Raw genomic sequence first — 23,026 nt, forward strand, 5'->3', positions numbered from 1 at the left:
GCGGAGTACCCCATGACCGCATGCGCACTGGATCCCGGCACGGTGCTCGCCCTGGTCACCGACGGCCTGGTCGAGGCCGCCGATCTGCCCCTGGACGAGGGCCTGCATCGGACGCGCACCGCGCTCGCCGCGGCCGATCCCGCGGACCCGGGGAGGATGGCCGACGAACTCCTCGGCGACATCGGCCGCCGTGAGGACGACGTGGCGCTGTTGCTGCTGCGCTACGACGGCATGAAGACCCGGCCGATACGGGCCGGCTGGGCGGTGTGGCGGCTGCCCGATGCCGTGATGCACGCCCGCCGTTTCACCTCGCGCACGCTGCGTCGGTGGAAGATCCGGGAAGGAGCCGATGCGGTGCTGCTGGTCGTGTCCGAACTCGTCACCAACGCCCTGGTGCACACCGCGGGCCCGGTCCACCTCAACCTGATGCTCCGCGGGGACCGGGTGCGCGTCAGCGTCAGCGATGCCTCGCCGCGTGCGCCCGCCAAGCCGGTGATCGTGGACTGGGAGGCGACCGGTGGCCGAGGCCTGCTGCTGGTCGAAGCGATGTCGGAGTCCTTCGGCTCGGTGCCGGTGGCCGGCGGCAAGCAGGTGTGGAGCGAGATCGCCGTGCCCCGGAGGGCGCCGGCCCCCTCGGACCCGGACCTCCGGACGGAACTAGGGGGTCCGCCATGATCACCCGTATGCGGAGTGCCGTCGCGGCGCTCGTCGCGGGACTCATCACGATGCCCCTGGCCGCCTGCGGAGGACGAGGTGAGGCGGGCACGGACAGTTTCAGCGTCGGCCTGCTGCTCCCGAGCCGAGCGGTCCCCCGCTGGGAGCACTCCGACAAGCCGCTGATCGAGCAGCGGGTGAAGCAGCTGTGTCCCCGCTGCGCCATGGAGTACGCCAACGCCGAGAGCGACGCGACAAGGCAGCGGCAACAGATGATGTCCATGATCACCAAGGGGGTCAGGGTCATGATCCTCGATGCCGCCGACACCAGAGCGCTCCGCTCCTCGATCCAGGAGGCACACGAGGCGGGCGTCCCGGTCATCGCCTACGACCGGCTCGCCGAGGGCCCGATCTCGGGCTATGTCAGTTTCGACGGTGCACAGGTCGGCAGGCTCCAGGGCGAGGCGCTCCTGACGGCCATGGGCGACAGGGCGGACGGCAGGACCGTCGTCATGATGAACGGTGATCCGACCAGCCCCAATGCGGCGTGGTTCAGGAGGGGCGCACTGTCCGTACTCAAGGGCACCGTCAAGATCGGCAGGTCGTACGACACGGTGGACTGGAGCACCGAGAACGCCCACGCCAACATGGCCGCAGCCATCGCGGCTCTGGGCCCGGACCGGATCGGCGGCGTCCTGGCGGCCAACGACGCGATAGCCGCAGGCGCCATCGCCGCTCTCAAGAAGGCCGGTGTCAGGGACCTTCCTCCCGTCACCGGTCAGGACGCTGACCTCGACGCCGTGCAACGCATCGTCAAGGGCGAGCAGTACATGACGGTGTACAAGCCCTTCAGGGCGGAAGCCGCCGCAGCCGCCGCCATGGCCGTCGCCCTGGGGCGCGGTGAGGAACTTCGCGAAGTCGCCACGACGACGACCGACAGCCCGACCAAGAAGCACATTCCGTCCGTCCTGCTCACCCCGAGCGCCGTCACGGTCGGCAACATCAAGCAGACACTCGTCAAGGACGGCGTGTACACCATCGACCAGATCTGCACTCGCGAACTCCGGCCCGCCTGCGAGAGGGCCGGACTCGCCCCGTAGATCAGCAACGGGAAGCCGACCACTCCATCGGCGGGGGTTGTGCACTGCTGTCGTACGACGGTGTACGAGTGTGTTCTGGCGTGCTTGAGTGAGTACCCGGTGGCGGGAGACTCCCTTCAGGGAACGCTGGTTCGCCTGTCGAATGCGTGACCTTTTCGGGTGTTGGTCGTTGGGCGGGGTGGCGGACTGCGTTGTTCCTGGCAGGGAGGGTGATAGGGGTGGGGGTGCTGCGGGAGGTGGCGGCGCCGTTCGTGGTGCCCGGCCCGTCCGGGGTGGCGGTCCGTGACCGGCTCAAGCACCTGACCGCCGACGACGAGCAGGTGCTCCGCTTGGTCGGCGACCACCTCGGCTCGCTCGCCTCCCGCGATCTGAAGGCACGCTGCACGGCCGGGCTGGATCACGACGGCGATGCGTGGGCGGAGCGGAAGAGGGTGTTGACCGGGCAGTCCTCCTCGCGGTGGGCGGGGTCGATCACGAAGGCCACGCACGACCAGTGGGGTCTGGCCCGGCGGGCCCAGCTCGCACATGTGCAGAGTCTGGAGGCGGGGGTGCGCACGGTCGCCCACCGGCTCTCCCTGCCGGTGGGGGAGAAGGGCGGCGGGCACGCGCCGGGCGGCTACCGGCGGGAGTGGCATGCCAAGTCGCGCCGCCTGCGCGTCCTTCAGGACCGGCTCGAAGCGGTACAGGCCGACTGGCAGGCCGGTATCGTGCACGTGGTGCGCGGCGGGAAACAGCTGCTGACCACGCGCCATCACCTTCGGGCGGCCGGTCTCAGCGAGGCCGCGTGGCGTGCCCGCTGGCAGGCCGGGCGCCGGTTTGTGCAGGCCGACGGGGAATCGGGGAAGCGGTACGGCAACGAGACCATCCGTGTGACCCCCGACGGTGAGGTGAGCATCAAGCTCCCCGCCCCGCTGGCGTATCTGGCGAACGCCCCGCACGGCCGGTACGTCCTCGCCGCGCGGGTGGCGTTCGCGCACCGGGGCGAGCAATGGGCCGACCGCGTCGCCACCAACCGGGCCGTGGCCTACCGCATCCACGAAGACCCGGTGCGCGGGCGCTGGTACCTCACCGCCTCCTGGACCATCCCCCCGGCCCTGGCCGTGCCCCTCTCGGCGGCCCGCGCGCACGGGATGATCGGGGTCGACACCAACGCCGACCACCTCGCCGCCTGGCGCCTCGACCAGCACGGCAACCCCATCGGCGCGCCGCTGCGGTTCGGCTACGACCTGTCCGGCACCGCCTCCCACCGCGACGCCCAGGTCCGCCACGCCCTCATCCGCCTGCTGCACTTCGCCAGGCGCCACGGCCTCGCCATCGCCATCGAGGACCTGGACTTCGGCGCGGAGAAGACCCGCGAGAAGCACGGACGGCGCAAGCGGTTCCGCAAGCTGATCTCCGGTATGCCCGTGGCGAAGCTGCGCTCCCGGCTGGCGGCGATGGCCGCCGAACTCGGCGTCCCCCTCATCGCCGTCGACCCGGCCTACACCAGCAGGTGGGGCGCCCAGCACTGGCAGAAGCCCCTGACCAGCAAGAACAGGAATACCACACGTCACGAGGCGGCAAGCATCGCCATCGGACGACGCGCCCTCGGACACCCGATCCGGCGACGGACGGCACCGCCCCACGACGACCAGAGCGATCGTCGTGGGCATCGGACCGCCCAGGCCGGACCGGGTGCCCCGGGGCGTGAGGGAACCCGCCCCCGCATCCCCGGACCACGCACACGATGCGTGCCGCCCGGATGCGGAGCGAAAGCGGGGGACCAGTGTGCCCAACACCGTTCGGGGCACGCGGCTGAGCCTGTGCAACTCATACTCAGTCTTTAGGAACGGTTCGTTCGGAGGCGCTGCTGTGGCGGCGGTCGTGGCCCGCCCGCAGGATGGACGCCGATGCGCCGCTGTGAACGGCACGGTGGTAGGGGCTTCATGGGAGGACCAGGTGACCGCTTCGTCACCCGCCACAGACGCACCGCCGGCCCGCTATGACGACCTGCGTGCCCTGGTGATCAACTGCACCCTCAAGCGGTCACCCGAGCCGAGCAACACCCAGGGACTGATCGACCGCAGCACCGCCATCATGGACGCACAGGGCGTGCGGGTCGACGTCCTGAGAGCCGTCGATCACGACATCGCCACCGGAGTCTGGCCCGACATGACGGAGCACGGCTGGCAGAGCGATGCGTGGCCGCAGCTGTACGAGCAGGTCATGGCGGCGGACATCCTCGTGCTGGCCGGCCCCATCTGGCTGGGTGACAACAGCTCGGTGATGAAGAAGGTGATCGAGCGCCTCTACGCCTGTTCCAGCCTGCTCAACGACAGGGGCCAGTACGCCTATTACGGACGTGTCGGCGGCTGCCTGATCACCGGGAACGAGGACGGCGTCAAGCACTGCGCCATGAACGTCCTCTACAGCATGCAGCACCTGGGCTACACGATCCCTCCCCAGGCGGACGCCGGCTGGATCGGCGAGGCCGGGCCCGGCCCCTCCTATCTGGACCCCGGCTCGGGCGGCCCGCAGAACGACTTCACCAATCGCAACACCACCTTCATGACCTGGAACCTGCTGCACCTGGCCCGGGCACTGAAGGACCTCGGCGGCATCCCCGCCTACGGCAACCAGCGCACCGCCTGGGATGCCGGCTGCCGCCGCGACTACGAAAACCCCGAGCACCGGTAGGCGTTGCCGCAACCTCCGCTGCGAGACAGCCTTCTACGACCGCTCCCGCAACAACAGCGGTGTTGTCCGGCACGACGTCCGGGTGTACGGCAACACGGCCAACCTCCGCACGCCGAGGCTCGGTTCCACCTGCCGCCCGTGTCGCCATTGGGACAGGGCCCATACCTGCCACGGGAATTGAGTGACAGGCCTTCCTCACTCACCGGATTCTGTCCAGCGCGTGAACACCTTTTCGCGCTGAGTGGAAGGCTTGGACCGAATGAAAAGAACCCGCCTTCTGGTGGCGACGGCTGTGGGGCTCGTGCTGAGCGCCGGCGCCGTGCCACCGGTATCGGCAACGACCGGCACCGCGGATGCGGCGCCGTCCGGGGCCGCCGCCATGGGGAAGACCGCGACCGTGCGGCTGATCACCGGTGACCGGGTCACGGTCACCACGGGTGTCACGGGCAGGAGCACAGCCTCCGTCGAGCCCGGCACCGGGCGACGGGGAGTGCTGTTCCGCACCATCGAGCAGGACGGGCATCTGTCGGTCATTCCGTCGGACGCCTCGGACCTGGTCGCCACGGGACGGCTGGACCGCGAGCTGTTCGATGTGACCGCGCTCGTCTCCCAGCAGTACGACGAGGCGCACACCGACGCGCTGCCGCTGATCGTGGAACAGGGCAAGGGCGTGGCGGACGGCACCATGAGCCGCCTCACCCGCCTCGCCGACGACAGCGCACCCGCGCACCGGCTCGACAGCATCGGAGCGCTGTCGCTCCGGGTCGCCGAGAACGACCTCGGCACGTTCTGGAAGCAGCTGGCTTCCGGCGGTTCGGGGGACGGGGCCCGTGCCCAGGGCACGCCCAAGGTGTGGCTGGACAGCCGTGTCCGCCCCTCCCTGGACCGGAGCACCGCCCAGATCGGTACCTCCGCCGCATGGGAGGCCGGGCTGCGGGGCGAGTCCGTCAAGGTCGCGGTCCTGGACACCGGCGCCGACGCGTCCCATCCCGACCTGGCCGGCCGGATCGCCAAGGCCGAGGACTTCTCTGGCAGTTCCGGCACCGGTGATGCCTTCGGCCACGGCACCCACGTGGCCTCGATCGTCGCCGGCGGCGGCGCCGCGTCCGGCGGCACGCGCAAGGGCGTGGCACCGGACGCCGACCTGCTGATCGGCAAGGTCCTCGGCGACAACGGCTACGGCACCGAGTCCCAGGTCGTCGCCGGTATGGAGTGGGCGGCTGCCCAGGGCGCCGAGGTGGTCAACATGAGCCTGGGCTCGGAGGGCGCCAGCGACGGCCAGGACCCGATGAGCCTGGCCCTGAACGCGCTGACCGAGAGCACCGGTGCGCTCTTCGTGGTGGCCGCCGGCAACGCCGGTGAGCAGGGGCAGAGCACCGTCGGTTCGCCCGGCGCCGCGGACGCGGCCCTCACCGTCGGCGCGGTCGACCGCGCCGACTCCCTCGCCTCGTTCTCCAGCCGGGGCCCGCGCGCCGGGGACAAGGCCGTCAAGCCCGATGTGACCGCGCCCGGAGTCGGGATCGTGGCGGCACGCGCGGCCGGCACGACGATGGGCCACCCGGTCGACGCGCACCACGTCGCGGCGTCCGGTACGTCGATGGCCGCCCCGCATGTCGCGGGCGTCGCGGCCCTCCTCGCCCAGCGGCACCCGGACTGGGGCCCGGAGCGGCTGAAGGACGCGCTGGTGAGCACCTCCCGCACGGTCGTCGGCCAGAAGGTCACCGAACAGGGCGGTGGCCGCGTCGACGTCGCCGCCGCCGTGCTGGGACCGCTGACCGCCACCGGAACCGTCGCCCTCGGCACGTACGAGACCGGTGACGGCAGCACCCGCTCGACGAAGGTCCGCTACACCAACCACTCCGGCGAGGACCTCACGCTCACGCTCGACGTCCGGCTGGCCACCACCGCGGGCCGTGAGGTCGCCGAGGGTGCGGTGCGCCCCGGCAGCGAGTCACTGCGGGTGGCGGCCGGGACGACTGTCGAGGTGCCCCTGACGGTGGACCCCTCCCGCGTCATGCGAGGCGCCTACTACGGCTACGCGACCGCCACTTCCTCCGACGGCAAGGTGAAAGTCCACACCACGCTGAGCATGGTGGTGAAGGGCCCTGTGCACCGGCTGACGGTGAACACCTTCGACGATGAGGGCAAGCGCGTCCCGGTGCTGGCAACGATCTGGGGGACCGACGGGTTCGTCGGGTACGTCGACCGGGAGCGGGCCATCGCCGAGGTCGAGGAGGGCACCTACCAGGTCGACCTGCCGTCCATCGCCTCGGACGGCTCGGAGCTGCGCCAGGTGATCCTGCCCGAGGTGAAGGTGACCAAGGACATGACGGTCACGCTGGACCCTCGCAAGACCACGAAGGTGGAGATACGTACCCCCCGTCCGGCAGAGCAGCGAAACATCATCAGCTACCAGACGCACCGTGAGATCGACGGCAGCGCCCTGACGCAGGGCGTCATGTACTTCGACAGCGTCGACCGGATCGTGGTCAGTCCCACGGCCGAAGTGACCGACGGCACCTTCGAGTTCGCCTCACGCTGGCAGCTCGTCGCGCCCATGCTCCAGGCACGCGTGCCCGGTTCGGACGCAGACCTGCGGGCCTACTACATGCCGTCCTCGCCCCTCTTCGACGAGCGGGGACTCCGCCTCACCGCCGTCGACGCGGGCGACGTCGGCGCGCCCCGCTTCGACCGCGCCCGCGGCAAGCTCGCCGTCCTGACCAACCGCGACAACATCTACGAGCCGGATGTACTGAGGCAGGCCGCCGAGGCCGGGGTCGCGGCCGTGGCCCTCGTCCACTTCAGCAACCAGCCGTGGACCCGTTGGGAGCCCCACGGCGACCGCTGGGCGCTGCCCACCGTCAGGATCGGCGCCGACGCGGGCGCCGAGTTGCTGGCCCGCATCAAGGACCGCAGGACACAGGTGCACTTCACGGGTACCGCCCGCAGTCCGTACCTGTACGACGTCATGCAGGTCTCCTCGCAGCGCATCCCCAGCAAGGTGGTGCACACCGTCACGGAGGACAACAGCGCCGTCATCCGCACGACGTACGCCGACAACGGCGGTACGCCGTGGGCCTCCGAGCAGCGGTTCGCCCGCCGTCCCTACCAGGACTTCGCGTGGCTGCAGTACTCCCGGCACGTCCCGACCGGCTTCGAGCGCACCGAGTACGTCTCGGCGGGGGACACCGCCTGGGAGCACAAGGTGCACCACGAGACCGTCAGCCAGGACCGCGAACTGACGGTCGGGATGCGCAGCGCCCCGCGCATCTACCGTGCCGGTGAGCAGCTGCGGGAGACCTGGAACGGATCGGTCGTGCGTCCGTCGGTGCCGCGCGGCGCCGGTCTTGCCTCCGTCCGTGACGGGAACGTCCTCGCCCTGCGCATACCGGAGTTCACCGACTCGACGTCCGGGCACTGGTCACGCAAGCTCGAGAGCTCGGGCGACGGTGGCGGCATCGACATGGGCGCCGGCGCCTCCCAGCAGGGCGACACGGCAAGGGCGGTCCTGCTCCGCGACGGCAAGAAGATCGCCGAGGCGGGCAGCGCCTGGACGGACTTCGAGGTGCCCGCCGGGGCGGCCGACTACCGGCTGGACCTGTCGACCAGCCGGGCGTCGGACGAGTGGGTCTACGGCACCGCGACCCAGACGTCCTGGTCGTTCCGGTCCGCGGCCGGCGGCGAGGCGAAGCTGCTCCCGCTGCTCCAGCTCGACTACGACGTTCCGGTGGACGAACGCAACGAGGTCAGGTCCGGCCGTACGCATGCCGTTCGGCTGGCGGTCCGCGCCCAGGACGGGCTGGCCGCACCGAAGGGCGTGGTGATGCAGGTCGAGGCGTCGTACGACGACGGCAAGTCCTGGAGCCGGGCCTCGCTGCGTGGCAGAGGGGCAGGCGCCTTCGAGGCGACCGTCACACGGCCGTCCGGGGTGCGCGGCGACGCGTACGTGACGCTGCGGGTCACCGCCCGGGACGCCGCCGGCAACAGCGTGCGGCAGACCGTGACACGGGCCTACCTGCAGCGGGGCTGAAGCGCCCACCGCTCAGCGGCGGTGTGGCCGGCGAAGATCGTCGGCCGCACCGCTGTTCTCCGAACTCTTCCCGGCTCAGACCCAGTTGCGGCGCGCGGCCTGCCAGCCGAGCTGCATGCGGGTCGCGACACCGGCGATGGTCATCAGGTGCTGGATGCGGCGCTGGACGGTGCGTCTGCTGACGCCCATCTGCCCGGCGATCGACTCGTCCGTGAGGCCCGCGACCATCAGGGAGAGCAGGCGCTGGTCGTCGGCCGTCAGCGAGTCGGCATCGGATTCCAGCACGTGAGCGCCGATCCGGCCCTCTGGAGTCACCCGCAGCGGAGCCCCGATCTCCCAGTACCGCTCGAACAGCGCGACCAGTGCTTCCAGCAGACTGCTGCCCCGCACGACGACCGCCGTCACCTCACGCGGGTCACCCGCCGGGCCGGCCGGTGCCAACGGGCAGATGGCCAGGCACCGGTCGGCGATCGCCATCCGCAGCGGCAACGCCGGCACCGCACGCGCGGTCTCGCCGGCCCGCACCGCCCTGACGATGTTCTCCATTCCGCCGGTGTCGTCGAAGAAGGCCTGCTCGTAGAGGACCCGGTAGCCGACGCCGCGCGCCAGGGCGTCGAACTCGGCCTGGTTCGTGCCGGACGGCATGGCGACGTACTGCGCCCTGCAGAACCACAGCATCTCTTCCCGGGCGCTGTCCTGAACCTGCCGCAGCCGCTGGCGCAACGCCCCGGCCCCGGTGACGAACTCCACCACCTCACCTGCGTCGCGGATCCAGGCGTTGCGCCGGTAGGTCTCCATCAGTTCGGACACGGCCGAGCGGGCCTTGCCGAGCTCGTCGGCGCGGCGTTCGAGCCGCGGCAGCAGAGCCACGTCGGGCGGGTTGGCGGCGAACCGCCCCGAGGCCCCCTCCACCCCGCGGGCCAGCCCCTTCTCCTCCAGGGCGACGAGCAACCGCTCGGCGGTCCGGGTGTCGAGACCCGTCGTCGTGGACACCTCTCCCGCCGACGCCGTGACGGCCACGACGAGCGCACGGTACACATCCGTCTCGGCGACCGACAGCCCCACCGCCTCCAGCATGTACTTCCTCCCCAGCCCCTTGCCGAAGTCACCATCGAGGAGATCGCCCGTTCCGTGGAGTGGCGAACGAACTGCTGTCGCACCACTTCAGCGGCAACGACGGACTCTACGCCGAGGCCGTACGGAAGGTCGACCACTGGTTTCCGTCGATGGTGCCCAATCATTTAGACTCATCAATTCTTCACGGCGTGTGACCGTTGCCGCTTTGATACGATGGCTGTGTGATCATGAACGCGGAACTGGCCGACACCCTGGAAACCGACCCCCTCGACCGGCTCGGCTTCTTGCTGGCCCGGCACGGCGCCATCGCCAGCAGCCGGATGGAGCACGCCTTTGCGCTGTGCGGACTGACGCCCCGCCAGGGTGCGACGCTGATCCTGCTCGGCAGGTCGGGCAACATGAGCCAGCAGGGCGTCGCAGGGGCTCTCGAGGTGGACCCGAGTGTTCTGTGCGGCATCCTCAATGACCTGGAGTCCACGCAGTTCGTCGAACGCCGTCGCGACCCGGCCGACCGGCGCCGTCACATCGTCGCGATCACCGAAGAAGGCAGCCGCGTCCTGGCCAAGGCCCAGGAAGCCATCGAGAAGGTGGAGCGGGAGCTGTTCGCGGATCTCACCGCCGAGGAGCTCGGAACACTGCGGGACCTTCTGAGCCGGGTCAGGACCTCCTGGGGCGACATCGCCTGCACCGAGCGCTGATCCACCGACCAGCGCGAGACGGCGAGGTCGGCGCCGATCACACACCCCAGGAACCAGTGCGGTTCCTGGGGTGTTTGTGTTTGGCGCACCCACCGCACCCCCATCATGCGAATGAGTCGACGGTCACACCTCCACAATCGTTGATGACCTTCAATGATTTGCTAGTGTCAACGCATGACGGCGATCAGTCGTAAAGCGGCCACCGTCGCACGGCGCATCGCGTCGAACCATTCACGTCCGTTCGACCAGCGGGCGCCGCAAGGAGGCACCACCATGAAGCAGTTCACGCACCGACTCGCGACCGCAGCCGCCACTCTCACGGTCGCCGGCAGCGCACTCATCGCCGTCGGGAACCCCGCCGCGGCATCCACCCTCCCCGCCGACCGGCACAGCCACACCGGTGCCGTCGCCCGCGTCGCGACCGACCACAGTGACCGCGATCGGCCGCGCACGGACGGGCGTCCTGACTGGCGCAGCGAGCGGGATCACCGGGATTACCTGTACTGGCGCTCCAGTGACGACGGACGCCAACTGCGCTACGACGGCCGCCACGTCTACCAGCGGGTGGACGGACGATGGATCGTCCTCACCCCGGCGCGCGAGCGCGCATACGGCTTCGACCGCTGGTACTTCGACCAGCTCTGGTACAGCTACGCCGCCTCGAGCCGTTCCGGCAGCTGAGCGAGCCGGCCGGGCCCATCCGACTCGGCCCGGGGCTCGATCGCGCCGGACTCACATCGGCTCAGACGCTCCACCCTCGTGACCGCACCATCCGGCACTCCGTGCCAACGCCCCACCCGGAGAGCACCATGCAGCAAACCGCCCCGCTCATCACTGTGTTTCGGCGCCTCTGGCCGACCAGCGGACTTGGTTCCGGCCGACATCGTGGACAGCCCGCAGTCGAGCATCGCCCCGCCCTGGACCTGCCCGGGCCAGGCCGCCATCGCCGCACCGAGGCCAGTGCAGCGCTGACAAGACGATGACTGGCCCGTTTCGGGTCACGGCCGGCCGCGGCGGGCACTGACCTGCGGCCCGCATTCTGGGCGGCGGCTCCTGCGAGCCCTCTGGGCCGGGAGTCGCTGCACCCGCAAACGCCTGCGGCCTGAGCATGAGCGGCCAGGTTGCAGGACGCCGCCGGGCAAGGGACGGCACTGGCGGCGAACCAGCGGACGTGAGGCGCCTGGGGAGGCAACTCGCGTCCCGCCGTGGGGCGGCATCCATCGGTCATGTGGGTGACCGAGCGATACACAGACGGATGCCGCCCCCCATCGGCGACGGGCTGCCTCGGCCGGCACTTCCGGTTGACCGGACTCGAGATACTCCGCGCCGAACAACGACCTGTCCGGCCTCCCCAGGGCGGGTTACGAGATGGCCCGGAGCCGGCCGTGGGGCCGGCCGCGGAGTCGGTCGACTGCCTGGGCCGTTCTGTCGTCTGCGGGGAGGAAGACGACCAGCTGTTGGGCGTCCGAGGAGAGTTCGAGCGTCTCGCGGAGCAGTTGGAGTTCGCACCCGGACGGGTGGTTGAGGCGGAGAGCTCCACGTCGCGGAACCTCGTGACGGTTCAGGCGGCTCGTGAAGTCGGGGCCGGCGACGGGGGCGAGTTCCGAGGTGAACCACTCGGAGTTCTCGACCGATGGTGCAAACCACAGGTCGAAGGCCTGCTCGTCCGCGACGTCGTCCCAGTCGGCGAAGAACGTCCGGGCGCGGGGGTCGGTGAAGACGTAGCGGGTGAGGTTCGGGGTCTCGGAGTCGAGCAGTCCGGTTCCGCTCGTCACCGACTCGTAGCCGCTGGTGTGGGCGAGGACGTCGCCCAGCCGGTTGGTCACCATGGCGATCCCGGGTTCGAGGAGGCGGAGTGTCTCCAGGACCGACGGGCGGACGTCGCGGGGCGGTGGTGCCGACCGGGTGTGAGCGGAACATTCGCCGCCGGTGATCTTCGAGAGGTAGCGCAGGTGGTTGCGCTCCGAGGAGTCGAGGCTGAGTGCATCGGCAAGGGCGTTCACCACCGCGATCGAGGGATTGCGGTCACGGCCCTGTTCCAGGCGGGTCAGGTATTCGACGCTGATGCCGGCCCGCGCGGCGAGATCCGAGCGTCGTAGACCCGGTGAGCGACGGCGGCCGTGAACGGGCAGTCCCAGCGATTCCGGCTGGATGCTGTCGCGCTTGGCCCGGATGAAGTCCCCCAACGGCGTACCCATGCCTGGAGCATAAAGGTGCTGCCCGCTGATCGAGGACTGCTCAGGCTGGCCCTGCGGGGGCCAGCCTGAGCACGGTCTGGTTGGCGCCACGGCGCGGCCCGATCGTGGTGGCCATGGAGAAGAACAAGCCCAAGCTGGTGATCATCGTCGGAAGCGTCCGGGAAGGACGGTTCGGACCGGTTGTGGCCTCGTGGGTCGCCGAACAGGCCGGCATGCACGGCGGTTTCGATGTGGATGTCGTCGATCTGGCCGAGATCGACATCCCCTTGGCGCTGCCTGCGGCATCGCCGAAGTACGCCGGCGACGGTTACCCCCGTCCGGCCGGGATGGCGGCACTGACGTCGGCTCTCGAGGGCGCTGATGCGTTCATCGTGGTCACGCCGGAGTACAACCACAGCTATCCCGCGTCGTTGAAGGCGGCCATCGACTGGCACTTCACCCAGTGGACCGCCAAGCCCGTCGCCTTCGTCAGCTACGGCGGTGCAGCAGGCGGCCGGCACGCGGTGCTGCACCTGGAGAACGTGCTGACCGAATTGCACGCGGTGACGATTCGCGATCATCTCGCCTTCCCGAACTACTTCACCGCGTGGCAGGACGGCCGTCCCCTCGACCCTGAGGTCCCCGGCTACGCCAAGACGATGCTCGACCAGTTGCACTGGTGGGCGGCCGCGCTCCGCGCGGCCCGCAACGCCGCTCCCTACCCAGCGTGAGCGCGGCGACGATGGAGTAGTCGCCTCCCGGATGTGACACCGTGGATGACGGAGGCTTGTGTTCGTTCCAGTTCCACGAGCCCTCCGTATCCCTCGTCGAATGAGCGTCCGAGTATGTCCTTGCCCGCCGGCGACTACCGGGGACAGTCCGCGTGCAGCAGCGGCTCGCCCTCACCACTGCGCGACTTCCTGCAGACCGAGACCGGCAGCGCCGCCGTGCTGGTGGCGGCAGCATGCGCCGCGCTGGTCTGGGCCAACGTGGCGCCTGCGGGGTACGAGTCGTTCTGGCAGAACCATCTGTCCGTGGAGCTCGGCTCGTACGGGATCTCCCTCGAACTGCGCGAATGGGTGAACAGCGGACTGATGGCGCTGTTCTTCTTCGTCGTCGGTCTGGAAGCGCGCCGCGAGTTCGACATGGGCGAACTGCGCGACCGCAAGCGGCTCGCGCTGCCGGTGGCGGCGGGAGTCAGCGGCATGCTCGTACCGATCGCCCTCTACCTCGCGATCAACGCGGGCCACGGCACGATGCAGGGCTGGGGCGCCGCCATGTCCACCGACACGGCCTTCGCCCTGGGGATGCTGGCCGTGGTCGGACGCCGCATGCCGCAGGGGCTGCGGGTCTTCATCCTCACCCTCACGGTGGTCGACGACTTCCTGGCCCTGGGCGTGATCGCCGTTGCCTACAGCGATCGCATCGCTGTGCCGCCGCTTCTGCTCGCGGTCGGCGTCTTCGTCGTGATCCTGGCGCTCCGGCGGTTCCGACTGCGCCGAGGCATCGTGTACGCGCTGCTGGCGCTCGTCGCGTGGGGCGCGCTGCTCGAGTCCGGTGTGGACCCGGTGGTCATCGGACTCGCCATGGGGCTGCTGACGTACGCCTACCCCGCGTCGCGCTCCGACCTGGAACACGCGACCGGACTGTTCCGGCTCTTCCGCGAGCAGCCCACCCCCGAACTGGAGCGGTTGGTACGTGAGGGGATCGCCACGGCCATCTCGCCGAACGACCGGCTGCAACGCATGTTCCACCCCTGGACGAGTTATGCCGTCGTACCGCTCTTCGCCCTGGCCAACGCAGGCATCCCGATCAGCGGCGACCAGCTCGCGCGGGCCTTCACCTCACCTGTCACTCTCGGCATCCTGCTCGGATACGTCCTGGGCAAACCGATCGGCATCGTGGGCGCGGCGGGACTGACGACTCTGCTGGGCCGGGGCAGGATCCGGCTTCCGGTCGGCTGGGGAGCCCTGGTCGCGGGCGGGACCCTGGCCGGAGTCGGGTTCACGGTCTCCCTGCTCATCGCGACCCTCGCCTTCGACGGCACCCGCCTGGACGATGCCAAGATCGGCATTCTGAGCGCCGTGCTCTGTTCCTTCGTACTCAGCAGGCTCGTCACGGGCGCCATCGGCTTGTTGCCACGAGGGACGCAACTACGGGCGCTGGTGGGAAAGGCGGACACGATCGTCGATCTCGCCGTGCCCGTGGACCCCGACCGGGACCACCTGCGAGGGCCACGCCACGCCCCGGTGACTCTGGTGGAGTACGGCGACTACGAGTGTCCCCACTGCGGGCAGGCGGAACCGGTCATTCGCGAGCTGCTCAGCGACTTCGGGGACGTGCGCTACGTGTGGCGGCACCTGCCGCTCACCGATGTCCACGTACACGCCCAGCTCGCCGCCGAGGCCGCCGAAGCGGCCGATCTGCAAGGCCGGTTCTGGGACATGCACGACCTGCTGATCAGCCACCAGGGCGCGCTCCGGTTCGGCGACCTGCGAGGATACGCGGCCGACAGCGGACTGGACATCGCGCGCTTCGAGCGGGACATGCGGTCCCGCGCGGGTGCGTCGCGGGTCGCTGAGGACGCGGAATCGGCGGAACTCAGCAGCGTCGCGGGAACTCCCACCTTCTTCGTCAACGGACGCAGGCACCACGGCGCCTACGACATCGCCAGCCTGTCCGCGGTCGTACGGGCGGCACGTGCACACGCTGCCGTTGTCGCAGAGAGAACGCGCTGATCTGCCTGGGGACCAGGTGGCTGCCTTAGGGTGCCCGGCATGACGACGCAGGGATACCTCTCGGAGCTGTTCTCACTGGACGGACGCATCGCCGTGGTGACCGGCGGCAGCTCCGGGATCGGCCGCGCCATCGCCGGTGCGCTGGCCCGGGCGGGCGCGGCCGTGGTGGTCGTGGCACGCAAGGAGGAGCAGCTCGCCGCCACCGTGGACGAGCTGACCGCGGACGGCTGCCGGGCCGCGTGGGTGAGCGGCGACCTGAGCACCCGGGAGGGCGTGCGGGAGGCGGCGGAGAAGGCCGTCGAGCCGTTCGGTGAGCCGGACATCCTCGTCAACTCCGCCGGCATCAACCTGCGGCCCCCCATGGGCGAGCTCGGCGACGACACATGGGATGTCACCATGGCGGTGAACCTGGAGGCGCCGTTCCTGCTCGGGCAGCGCTTCGGCCCCGGCATGGCCGAGCGCGGCTACGGGCGGATCATCCACATCACCTCGCAGCAGGCGCACCGCGCCTGCGTGCAGAGCGGGGCGTACGGCGTGTCGAAGGGCGGCCTGGAGTCGCTGGCCCGCTCGCAGGCCGAAGCGTGGTCGCCGCACGGCGTGACCTGCAACACCCTGGTGCCGGGCTTCGTCATGACGCCCCTGAACCAGCGGCTGTCCTCCGCCCCGGAGAAGGTCTCCGCCCTCGCCGCCCGCACACTGGTCGGCCGCAACGGTCTTGCCGAGGACTTCGCGGGCGCGGCGGTCTTCCTGGCGAGCCCGGCGTCGGCGTACGTCACCGGGCACTCCCTCTTCGTGGACGGCGGCTTCTCGGTGCACTGAGACCGTGATCACGACCTGGCATTGGCCGGAAAGCCAAAGCCCCCCTCACCATCTTGGCCGACACGCACACCCCTCCCCACCTCCCATTCCGCATCATCAAGGCCGGAGGGGGAGCGGTGAGAGGAGTGGACGCGTGGACACGGTACGGACGAGCCCGCGGATACCCGCGGGGGAGGTCGGGGCTGCGAGCAGGCTGACGCGGCGGCGGGACGTCGCAACCTCGCTGAACCCGACCGCCGACCTGGTGGATCTCACCCGTGCCCTGGTGGACACCCCGTCCGAGAGCGGCGACGAGGCCGACCTCGCCGACGCCGTGGAGGCCGCCCTGCGCGCGTGCGCGCATCTGACGGTCGAACGGATCGGCAACTCCGTCGTGGCCCGCACCGAATCGGGCCGTGCCGAGCGGGTGGTGATCGCCGGCCACCTGGACACCGTCCCGGCCGCCGGGAACCTGCCCTCCCGGCTGGACGGGGAGCTGCTGTACGGGCTCGGGGCGTGCGACATGAAGGGCGGCGTCGCCGTCGCCCTGCGCCTCGCGGCCACCCTCACCGCACCGGTACGCGACGTCAGTTATGTCTTCTACGAGTGCGAGGAGGTCTCCGGCGACCGCAACGGCCTGAACCGGATCGCCGCCGAACGCCCCGATCTGCTCGAGGCGGACCTCGCGATCCTCATGGAGCCGTCCGACGCGGGCGTGGAGGCGGGCTGCCAGGGTGTCCTGAACGCGGACATCACGGTGCGTGGCGAGCGCGCCCACACCGCCCGTTCCTGGATGGGCGTCAACGCCGCGCACCGAGCGGCCGCCGTGCTCCAGCGTCTGGACGACCACACCGCCGAGCGGATCGTCATCGACGGCCTGGAGTACCGCGAGGGGCTGAACGCGGTCGCCGTCCGCGCAGGGGTGGCCGAGAACGTCGTCCCCGACACCTGCGTGATCACGGTCAACCTGCGCTTCGCACCGAGCCGTTCGGCCGGGCAGGCCGAGGCGTATCTGCGCGGCCTCTTCCCCGAGTACGAGGTCGAGGTCACCGAGGTCGTGCCGGGCGCCCTGCCGGGGCTCGGCCAGGGCCCGGTCGCCTCGCTCGTCGAGGTCCTGGGCACGACCCCTCGCCCCAAGCTGGGCTGGACCGACGTCGCCCGCTTCGCCGCGCTCGGCACGCCCGCGCTCAACTACGGCCCCGGTGACCCGACCCTCGCGCACACCGCCGGGGAGTACGTGCCCGTCGGTCAGCTGCGCGAGTGCGAGGCCCGGCTCGCGGCCTGGCTGAGCGGCTGAACCGCGGGGCCACAGGCCTGCCGCGGGTCAGGCCCGGTCCGCGCCCCGCAGCCCGGCGAGCGTGCGCAGCTGCAGCCACAGCACCAACCGCTCGTCCGGGTCGTCCAGGTCGATACCGAGGTGCTGCTGCGCCTGCCTGAGGCGGTACCGGCAGGTGTTGGGGTGCACGGCGAGCAGCTTCGCCGCCCGAGCCATGTCGCATCCGGCGTCCAGCCAGCACACCAGGGTCCTGGCGTAGTCGGTGCCGTGCTCGGCGTCGTACGCCAGGACCTCCCGCCAGGAACCCGCCGTCAACTCCCGCTGCTCGCTGATGAGTTCACGCAGCCGAAGCAGGGTGACACGCGCGCGTACCTCGGTCACGGCAGCGACGTCCTCGCCCGGGCCGAGCACCCGCAGGACGAGGTCGGCGTCGTCCCGTGAGCCGCGCACGACCGCCAGGTCCGGGACGATGTCGCCCAGCCCGGCCCGCACCGGCACCCGCAGCGCCCGACCCGCACGCCGCACGATGTCCTCGACGAGCCGCTTGTGCCGCTTCCCACCGTGTTCACCGGTCACCGGCAGCAGCGCGTACACACGCCCGTCCACCAGCACGCACGCGTGCCGCCCGTACCGCGCCTCGCACTGGAGCCGTACCAGGTCGAGCAGCCGCAGCGCGGTCTGTTCCCCGTCGGGCGCGGACACCGCGCCGTCGAGGGCGAAGGCCACGACACGGACCGGGGCGTCGGCGGCGAGGCCGAGGCGGTGCGCGGCGCCGGCGGGATCGGCGGTGCCGTCGAGGAGGCGGCGCAGCAAGTCGCTCGTCAGATGCCGGGACAGTTCCTCGCTCGCCCGGGCCCGCAGCAGGAGCAGGGCGGCCGTGGACGCGCCCTGCCTGAGGGCGTCCTCGGCATCGGGGCCGAGGTGCCCGTCGTCGACGACCCACACCGACCCCAGCGGCTCGCCGCCCGCGCGGATCGCGACAGCGAGCCGCGGCAGCTCGTCGCCGTCGAGTGCGGCGAGGCGTACGGGTCCGGGGGCGGCGAACAGGAGGCGGTGCTGCTCGGTGTTCTGGGGGCTGCTCGGCACCTGACGGCCCAGAATGCCCTGCCGCCGGGCCTCGTCGACGACCTGCCCGGTGACGGTGGAGTAGGCCAGGATCCGCTGGCGGGCGTCCTCGACGACGGTCGCGCCGCCCACGGCCGCGGCCACCGCGTTGGCCAGCGCGAACAGGTCGCCGAAGGCGGCTCCGCCGCCCGCCGGGCCGGGCCGGGCGCCGATCGCGGAGGCCAGCAGCAGATGGACGTGATGCCAGGCGGCGTCCTCGTCGACGGCGAGCAGCGCGACGCCGTGGGCCTTCGCCGCCGCCACCGCGTCGGGCTGCCCGTCGCCGGCCCGTACGACGAGTCCGGCCATCCCGGCCGCCGCGGCATCGCGCGCCAGGGGCCCGACCTCGCCGGCTCGAGCCCCGACGGTCAGCAGCAGGGCACCCGGTGCGCTGCGCGGGAAGGGGGCCCCGGCGTCGTACAGCAGGACCTCGGAGACGGATGCGGTGAGGCCTGCCGGGGCGGTGAGCACATGGAGCATGGGCTCGCCGAGGGTGTCGAGAAGTTCCTCGAGGGTGCAGGCGTCCATGGGCGGGTCGGGCTCTCCGGTGGGGGACGGTCACATGGGGACGATTGGTGTTTTTACGGGACGTGACCACGATGGTCCTTGGCCGATCGCAACAGGGTCGCGGGACCTCATTGTGCCTGACGACAATGGCCGCCGGGCTGTGGCCCTGGAGACTCAAGGCATGACACCTGTGACGATCTCCGCCGCCGGGTCCGGGGCGGCGGCCGGTACACCGAACGCGGGCGCCCTCGCCGAGGACGCGGCCCGTGCCGCCGGGGTCACGGTCCGTACCGTGCACGACGTGGCCGGTATCCATGCCGTGGCCGACTTCTTCGCCGATGTGTGGCAGACACCGCGCGCCACCCCGCCCTACCCCTCGGAGGTGCTGCACAGCCTGGTGCACTCCGGAGGCGCGGTGCACGCGGCGTACTCCACCGGGCCGTCGGGCGAACGGCTCGCAGGGGCGGCGGTGGCGGTGTTCGGGCCACCCGCCGAGCGGGACGTGTACTCGTTCGTGGCGGCGGCGACCGCCTCCGGCCGGGGCGTCGGCTTCGCGGTCAAGCAGGCGCAGCGGCTGTGGGCGCTGGAGCGGGGCGCCACCACCATGCGCTGGACCTTCGACCCGCTGGTCAGTCGCAATGCCCGCTTCAACCTGGTCAAGCTGGGCGCCGTCGGCAGCGAGTACCTGGTCGACTTCTACGGGCCGATGAGCGACGGCGTGAACAACGGTGACGAAAGCGACCGGCTCACCGTCGTGTGGGACCTGGTGACAGCGACCACCCGGACGGACGACCCCGCCGACGGCCGCTCCGCCGCCGACGTCGTTCGCCGGGCACCGGACGGCGGCCCGCTCGCCCTGCGCGACGCGGACAGGCTGTGGTGCCGCGTGCCCGAGGACATCGTCGCGCTGCGCGCCGCCGATCCGGCGCTCGCGCTCGACTGGCGGCACGCCGTGCGCGAGGTCTTCACCGAGGCGTATGCAGAGGGCCTGCGCGCGACGGCCATGTCCCGCGACGGCTGGTACCTGCTGACCCGCCCGTCCCCCGAGGAGCAGGCATGAAGCTCGAACGCGTCGAACTGCTCCACGTCGCCATCCCGCTCGTCACCCCGTTCCGCACCTCCTTCGGGACGATGACCAGCAAGGACACCTTCCTGCTGCACGTGGTGACCGACGAGGCCGAGGGCTGGTCGGAGTTCGCTGCCGACCCGGAGCCGCTGTACTGCTCGGAGTTCGTCGCCGGCGCCGAGATCGTCGTCCGGGACTTCCTGCTGCCGCGCGTCGCCGCCCTGCCCGAGCCGACGACCGCGGCCGTCGCCCCCGCCATGGCCTCCGTCAAGGGCCACGAACTGGCCAAGGCCGCCCTGGAAACTGCCCTCCTGGACGCCGAACTGCGCGCCTACGGCATGTCACTCGCGACCTTCCTCGGCTCCGTCCACGAACGGGTGCCCGCCGGGGTCTCGGTCGGCATCAAGAACTCCGTACCCGAACTGCTCGACGACGTCGAGCGGTACCTCGCCGAGGGCTACATCCGCATCAAGCTGAAGATCGAGCCGGGCTGGGACGTCGAGCCGGTGCGCGCCGTACGCGAACGCTTCGGCGACCAACTCCCGCTCCAGGTCGACGCCAACACCGCCTACACGCTCGCCGACGCCGAACACCTCCGTAAGCTCGACGACTTCGGGCTGCTGCTGATCGAGGAGCCGCTGGAGGAGAACAACCTCCACGCCCACGCCCAGCTCCAGAAGCGTCTGGCCACCCCGGTCTGCCTGGACGAGTCGATCCACTCCGCGCGCGACGCGGCGTCCGCGATCGCGATGGACGCCTGCCGGGTCGTCAACGTCAAACCGGCCCGCGTCGGCGGCTATCCGGAAGCCCGTCGCATCCACGACGTGGCCGCCGCTCACGGCGTGCCGGTGTGGTGCGGCGGAATGCTGGAGACGGGCATCGGCCGCGCCCCCAACCTGGCGCTCGCCGCCCTCCCGGGCTTCACCCTCCCCGGCGACACCTCCGCCTCCAGCCGGTACTTCGCCGAGGACATCACCGAACCGTTCGTCCTCCAGGACGGCCACCTGCCCGTACCCACCGCCCCGGGCATCGGCATCGACCCGCTGCCGGACGCGCTGGCCCGGTTCACGACGGCGACCCGGGAGTTGTACGCGGGACGGCGGTGACCGCACGGCCACCCCGCCTCGGGTGTCAGCGCCCCGATGCGTACAGCGCCTCGATCTCCTGCGCGTACGCGGCCATCGCCGCCTGGCGTTTCACTTTCATGGAGGGAGTCAGCAGCCCGTTCTCCTCGGTGAACTCGCCCTCGACCAGGGTGAAGGCGCGGATCGACTCGGCGCGTGAGACGGCCTGGTTGGCGTGGTCGACGGCCTTCTGGACGTCGGCGCGCATCCGCGGGTCGCGGACGATCTCGGACATCGGGGTGTCGGCGGGCAGTTTGCGGACTGCGAGCCAGTGGGTGACGGCCTCGGGGTCGAGGGTGATGAGGGCGGCGACGAAGGGGCGGTTGTCGCCGACGACGAGGCACTGGCCGACGGGCGGGCGGCTGCGCAGGCGGTCCTCCAGGACGGCGGGGGAGACGTTCTTGCCGCCGGAGGTGACGATGAGGTCCTTCTTGCGGCCGGTGATGGTGAGGTAGCCGTCCTCGTCGAGGGCGCCGAGGTCGCCGGTGGCGAACCAGCCGTCGGTCAGGACGGCGTCCGTGGCGGCCGGGTTGTTGAGGTACGAGCCGAAGACGATGCCGCCCCTGATGAGGACCTCGCCGTCGTCGGCGATGCGGACGGCGGTGCCGGGGACGGGGAGGCCCACCGTGCCGGGGCGGGGTCCGAGGGGCGGGACGATGGTGGCGGCGGCGGTGGTCTCGGTCAGGCCGTAGCCCTCGTAGACGATGATTCCGGCAGCGTAGAAGAACAGGTTGAGGTCGCGGTCGAGCGGGGAACCGCCGCTGATGGCGTAGCGCATGCGGCCGCCGAGTTCCTTGCGGACGCGGCGGTAGACCAGCAGGTCGTACAGGGCCCAGGCGGCGTACAGGCCGGGGCCGGGTCCCCTGCCCTTGTCGAGGAACCTGTCGAGGTACGCCTCGCCGAAGCGCACTGCGATCCGGTGCGCACGGTCGAAGGAGGCGCCGCGGCCGAGCTTCTCCGCGGTGGCGCGGCCGGTGTCGTGGATCTTCTCGAAGAGGTAGGGGACGCCGACCAGGAAGGTCGGGCGGAACTCCTTGAACGCCGGGCGGAGGTCGTCGGGCTTGATGCTCGGGCAGTGTCCGATCTCGATGCGGGCCATCAGGCAGGCGATCTGGAGGGTGCGGCCGAGGATGTGGGCGAGCGGGAGGAAGAGCAGGGTGGAGGCGGTCTGACCGGTGAGATCCCTGAACATGGGGTGCAGCAGCTCGACCGTGTTGGCGGCCTCGGCATGCAGGTTGGCGTGGGTGAGGACGCAGCCCTTCGGCCGGCCGGTGGTGCCGGAGGTGTAGCAGACGGTCGCGGGGGTGTCGGGGGTCAGGGCCGTACGGCGCTTGGTGACCTCCTCGTCGGGGACGTCCTGGCCGAGAGCGGTGAGGTCGTCGAGGCCGGCCGTGTCCAGTTGCCAGATGCGTGGCGGCTGGGGGTGACCTGCCGTGCCGGCCCTGACGGTCGTGGCGTTCTCGGCGGTCTCCGTGATGACGAAGCGGGTGCCCGAGTCGCGGATGATCCACTCCACCTGTTCGGCGGAGGAGGTGGCGTAGACCGGGACGGTCTGGCCGCCGGCGGCCCAGATCGCGAAGTCCAGAACCGTCCACTCGTAGCGGGTGCGGGACATCACCGCGACCCGCCCGCCCGGTTCGAGACCGGCGGCGATCAACCCCTTGGCCACGGCGGTGACCTCACGGGCGAAGGCCGCCGCGGTCACGGGCTGCCAGGCCCCGTGCTGCTTGCGGCGCAGGACCACGGTGTCGGGGGCCTGGGCGGCGTTGGTGAACGGGATGTCGGCGGTGCTGCCGGTCGCCGCCCTCGGCGCGAGGGACGCCGCACGGACCTCGCGTACGACCCCGCGCTCGTCCCTGATGATCTCGGTCCTCGCGCGGCTCGCCAGGTCGGTGCGCTGCTTCGCCCGCTTCAGATCACTGCGTACGCCCATGACGGCTCCTGGTCGCGGCTGAGAATGGCGTGCTGTCGTCCGCACTTACTCCAAAGTCAACTTACTCG

The 23,026-nt window shown here is 70.9% G+C and carries 17 protein-coding genes; 13 read left to right on the forward strand and 4 right to left on the reverse strand.

Translation table 11 applies throughout. From position 1 onward, the window contains the following. The 5 genes from ACTWQJ_RS07860 to ACTWQJ_RS07880 form a co-directional block, all read left to right on the forward strand. Positions 1-675 (forward strand): SpoIIE family protein phosphatase (locus tag ACTWQJ_RS07860; protein WP_443305891.1); only part of this gene is annotated, 675 nt, incomplete at its 5' end. Beyond that, positions 672-1,754: a sugar ABC transporter substrate-binding protein gene (locus tag ACTWQJ_RS07865; protein WP_443305892.1), complete on the forward strand. Its 1,083-nt coding sequence runs from the start codon at positions 672-674 to the stop codon at positions 1,752-1,754. The genes ACTWQJ_RS07860 and ACTWQJ_RS07865, both read left to right, overlap by 4 nt. Positions 1,755-1,972: 218 nt before the next feature. Beyond that, positions 1,973-3,580 carry an IS200/IS605 family accessory protein TnpB-related protein gene (locus tag ACTWQJ_RS07870; RefSeq protein WP_443305893.1) on the forward strand — a complete coding sequence of 536 codons (1,608 nt, stop codon included), beginning with the start codon at positions 1,973-1,975 and terminating at the stop codon, positions 3,578-3,580. A gap of 112 nt (positions 3,581-3,692) precedes the next feature. Next, complete coding sequence (locus ACTWQJ_RS07875) at positions 3,693-4,430, forward strand: flavodoxin family protein (protein ID WP_443305894.1); 738 nt, start codon at positions 3,693-3,695, stop codon at positions 4,428-4,430. Positions 4,431-4,689: 259 nt separating this feature from the next. After that, positions 4,690-8,460, forward strand: a complete 3,771-nt coding sequence (locus tag ACTWQJ_RS07880; protein WP_443305895.1) for a S8 family serine peptidase — start codon at positions 4,690-4,692, stop codon at positions 8,458-8,460. 75 nt (positions 8,461-8,535) lie between these two features. On the opposite strand, the gene ACTWQJ_RS07885 is transcribed toward ACTWQJ_RS07880, so the two are convergent. Continuing rightward, the gene (locus tag ACTWQJ_RS07885; RefSeq protein WP_443305896.1) at positions 8,536-9,537 is read right to left on the reverse strand and encodes a helix-turn-helix domain-containing protein; all 1,002 of its coding nucleotides are present in this window, start codon (positions 9,535-9,537) and stop codon (positions 8,536-8,538) included. Positions 9,538-9,764: 227 nt separating this feature from the next. Between ACTWQJ_RS07885 and ACTWQJ_RS07890 the strand changes: the two genes are divergently transcribed. Beyond that, entirely contained in the window at positions 9,765-10,235 is a 471-nt protein-coding gene (locus ACTWQJ_RS07890; protein ID WP_443305914.1) for a MarR family winged helix-turn-helix transcriptional regulator, read from the forward strand. A 273-nt stretch (positions 10,236-10,508) separates the two neighbouring features. Continuing rightward, positions 10,509-10,916: a hypothetical protein gene (locus ACTWQJ_RS07895; RefSeq protein WP_443305897.1), complete on the forward strand. Its 408-nt coding sequence runs from the start codon at positions 10,509-10,511 to the stop codon at positions 10,914-10,916. Between the two features lie 680 nt (positions 10,917-11,596). Here ACTWQJ_RS07895 and ACTWQJ_RS07900 read toward each other — a convergent pair. After that, positions 11,597-12,433 (reverse strand): helix-turn-helix domain-containing protein, encoded by an 837-nt coding sequence (locus ACTWQJ_RS07900; protein ID WP_443305898.1) that lies wholly within the window; start codon positions 12,431-12,433, stop codon positions 11,597-11,599. 113 nt (positions 12,434-12,546) lie between these two features. Here ACTWQJ_RS07900 and ACTWQJ_RS07905 point away from each other — a divergent pair, with 113 nt between their 5' ends. The 4 genes from ACTWQJ_RS07905 to dapE all read left to right on the forward strand — a co-directional run bounded on the left by ACTWQJ_RS07905 (position 12,547) and on the right by dapE (position 17,245). Continuing rightward, positions 12,547-13,143: an NADPH-dependent FMN reductase gene (locus ACTWQJ_RS07905; protein WP_443305899.1), complete on the forward strand. Its 597-nt coding sequence runs from the start codon at positions 12,547-12,549 to the stop codon at positions 13,141-13,143. Between the two features lie 114 nt (positions 13,144-13,257). After that, the gene (gene nhaA / locus ACTWQJ_RS07910; protein WP_443305900.1) at positions 13,258-15,150 is read left to right on the forward strand and encodes a Na+/H+ antiporter NhaA; all 1,893 of its coding nucleotides are present in this window, start codon (positions 13,258-13,260) and stop codon (positions 15,148-15,150) included. A 39-nt stretch (positions 15,151-15,189) separates the two neighbouring features. After that, positions 15,190-15,969, forward strand: coding sequence for an SDR family NAD(P)-dependent oxidoreductase (locus ACTWQJ_RS07915; RefSeq protein ID WP_443305901.1), 780 nt, complete (start codon positions 15,190-15,192; stop codon positions 15,967-15,969). A gap of 193 nt (positions 15,970-16,162) precedes the next feature. Beyond that, positions 16,163-17,245 carry a succinyl-diaminopimelate desuccinylase gene (gene dapE / locus ACTWQJ_RS07920; protein WP_443305915.1) on the forward strand — a complete coding sequence of 361 codons (1,083 nt, stop codon included), beginning with the start codon at positions 16,163-16,165 and terminating at the stop codon, positions 17,243-17,245. 27 nt (positions 17,246-17,272) lie between these two features. On the opposite strand, the gene ACTWQJ_RS07925 is transcribed toward dapE, so the two are convergent. Then, positions 17,273-18,856: a PucR family transcriptional regulator gene (locus tag ACTWQJ_RS07925; protein ID WP_443305902.1), complete on the reverse strand. Its 1,584-nt coding sequence runs from the start codon at positions 18,854-18,856 to the stop codon at positions 17,273-17,275. 160 nt (positions 18,857-19,016) lie between these two features. Here ACTWQJ_RS07925 and ACTWQJ_RS07930 point away from each other — a divergent pair, with 160 nt between their 5' ends. Together ACTWQJ_RS07930 and menC are read left to right on the forward strand one after the other, a co-directional pair. Then, positions 19,017-19,895 (forward strand): chorismate synthase, encoded by an 879-nt coding sequence (locus ACTWQJ_RS07930; protein ID WP_443305903.1) that lies wholly within the window; start codon positions 19,017-19,019, stop codon positions 19,893-19,895. Then, on the forward strand, positions 19,892-21,007 hold the full coding sequence (menC, locus tag ACTWQJ_RS07935; protein WP_443305904.1) for an o-succinylbenzoate synthase: 1,116 nt from the start codon (positions 19,892-19,894) through the stop codon (positions 21,005-21,007). The genes ACTWQJ_RS07930 and menC overlap by 4 nt, the downstream gene beginning before the upstream one ends. 25 nt (positions 21,008-21,032) lie before the next feature. Here menC and ACTWQJ_RS07940 read toward each other — a convergent pair whose 3' ends face one another. Continuing rightward, on the reverse strand, positions 21,033-22,958 hold the full coding sequence (locus ACTWQJ_RS07940) for an AMP-dependent synthetase/ligase (protein WP_443305905.1): 1,926 nt from the start codon (positions 22,956-22,958) through the stop codon (positions 21,033-21,035). Between the last annotated feature and the right edge of the window lie 68 nt (positions 22,959-23,026).

Source organism: Streptomyces sp. KR55 (assembly GCF_052245645.1).
GTDB lineage: Bacteria > Actinomycetota > Actinomycetes > Streptomycetales > Streptomycetaceae > Streptomyces > Streptomyces flavusporus.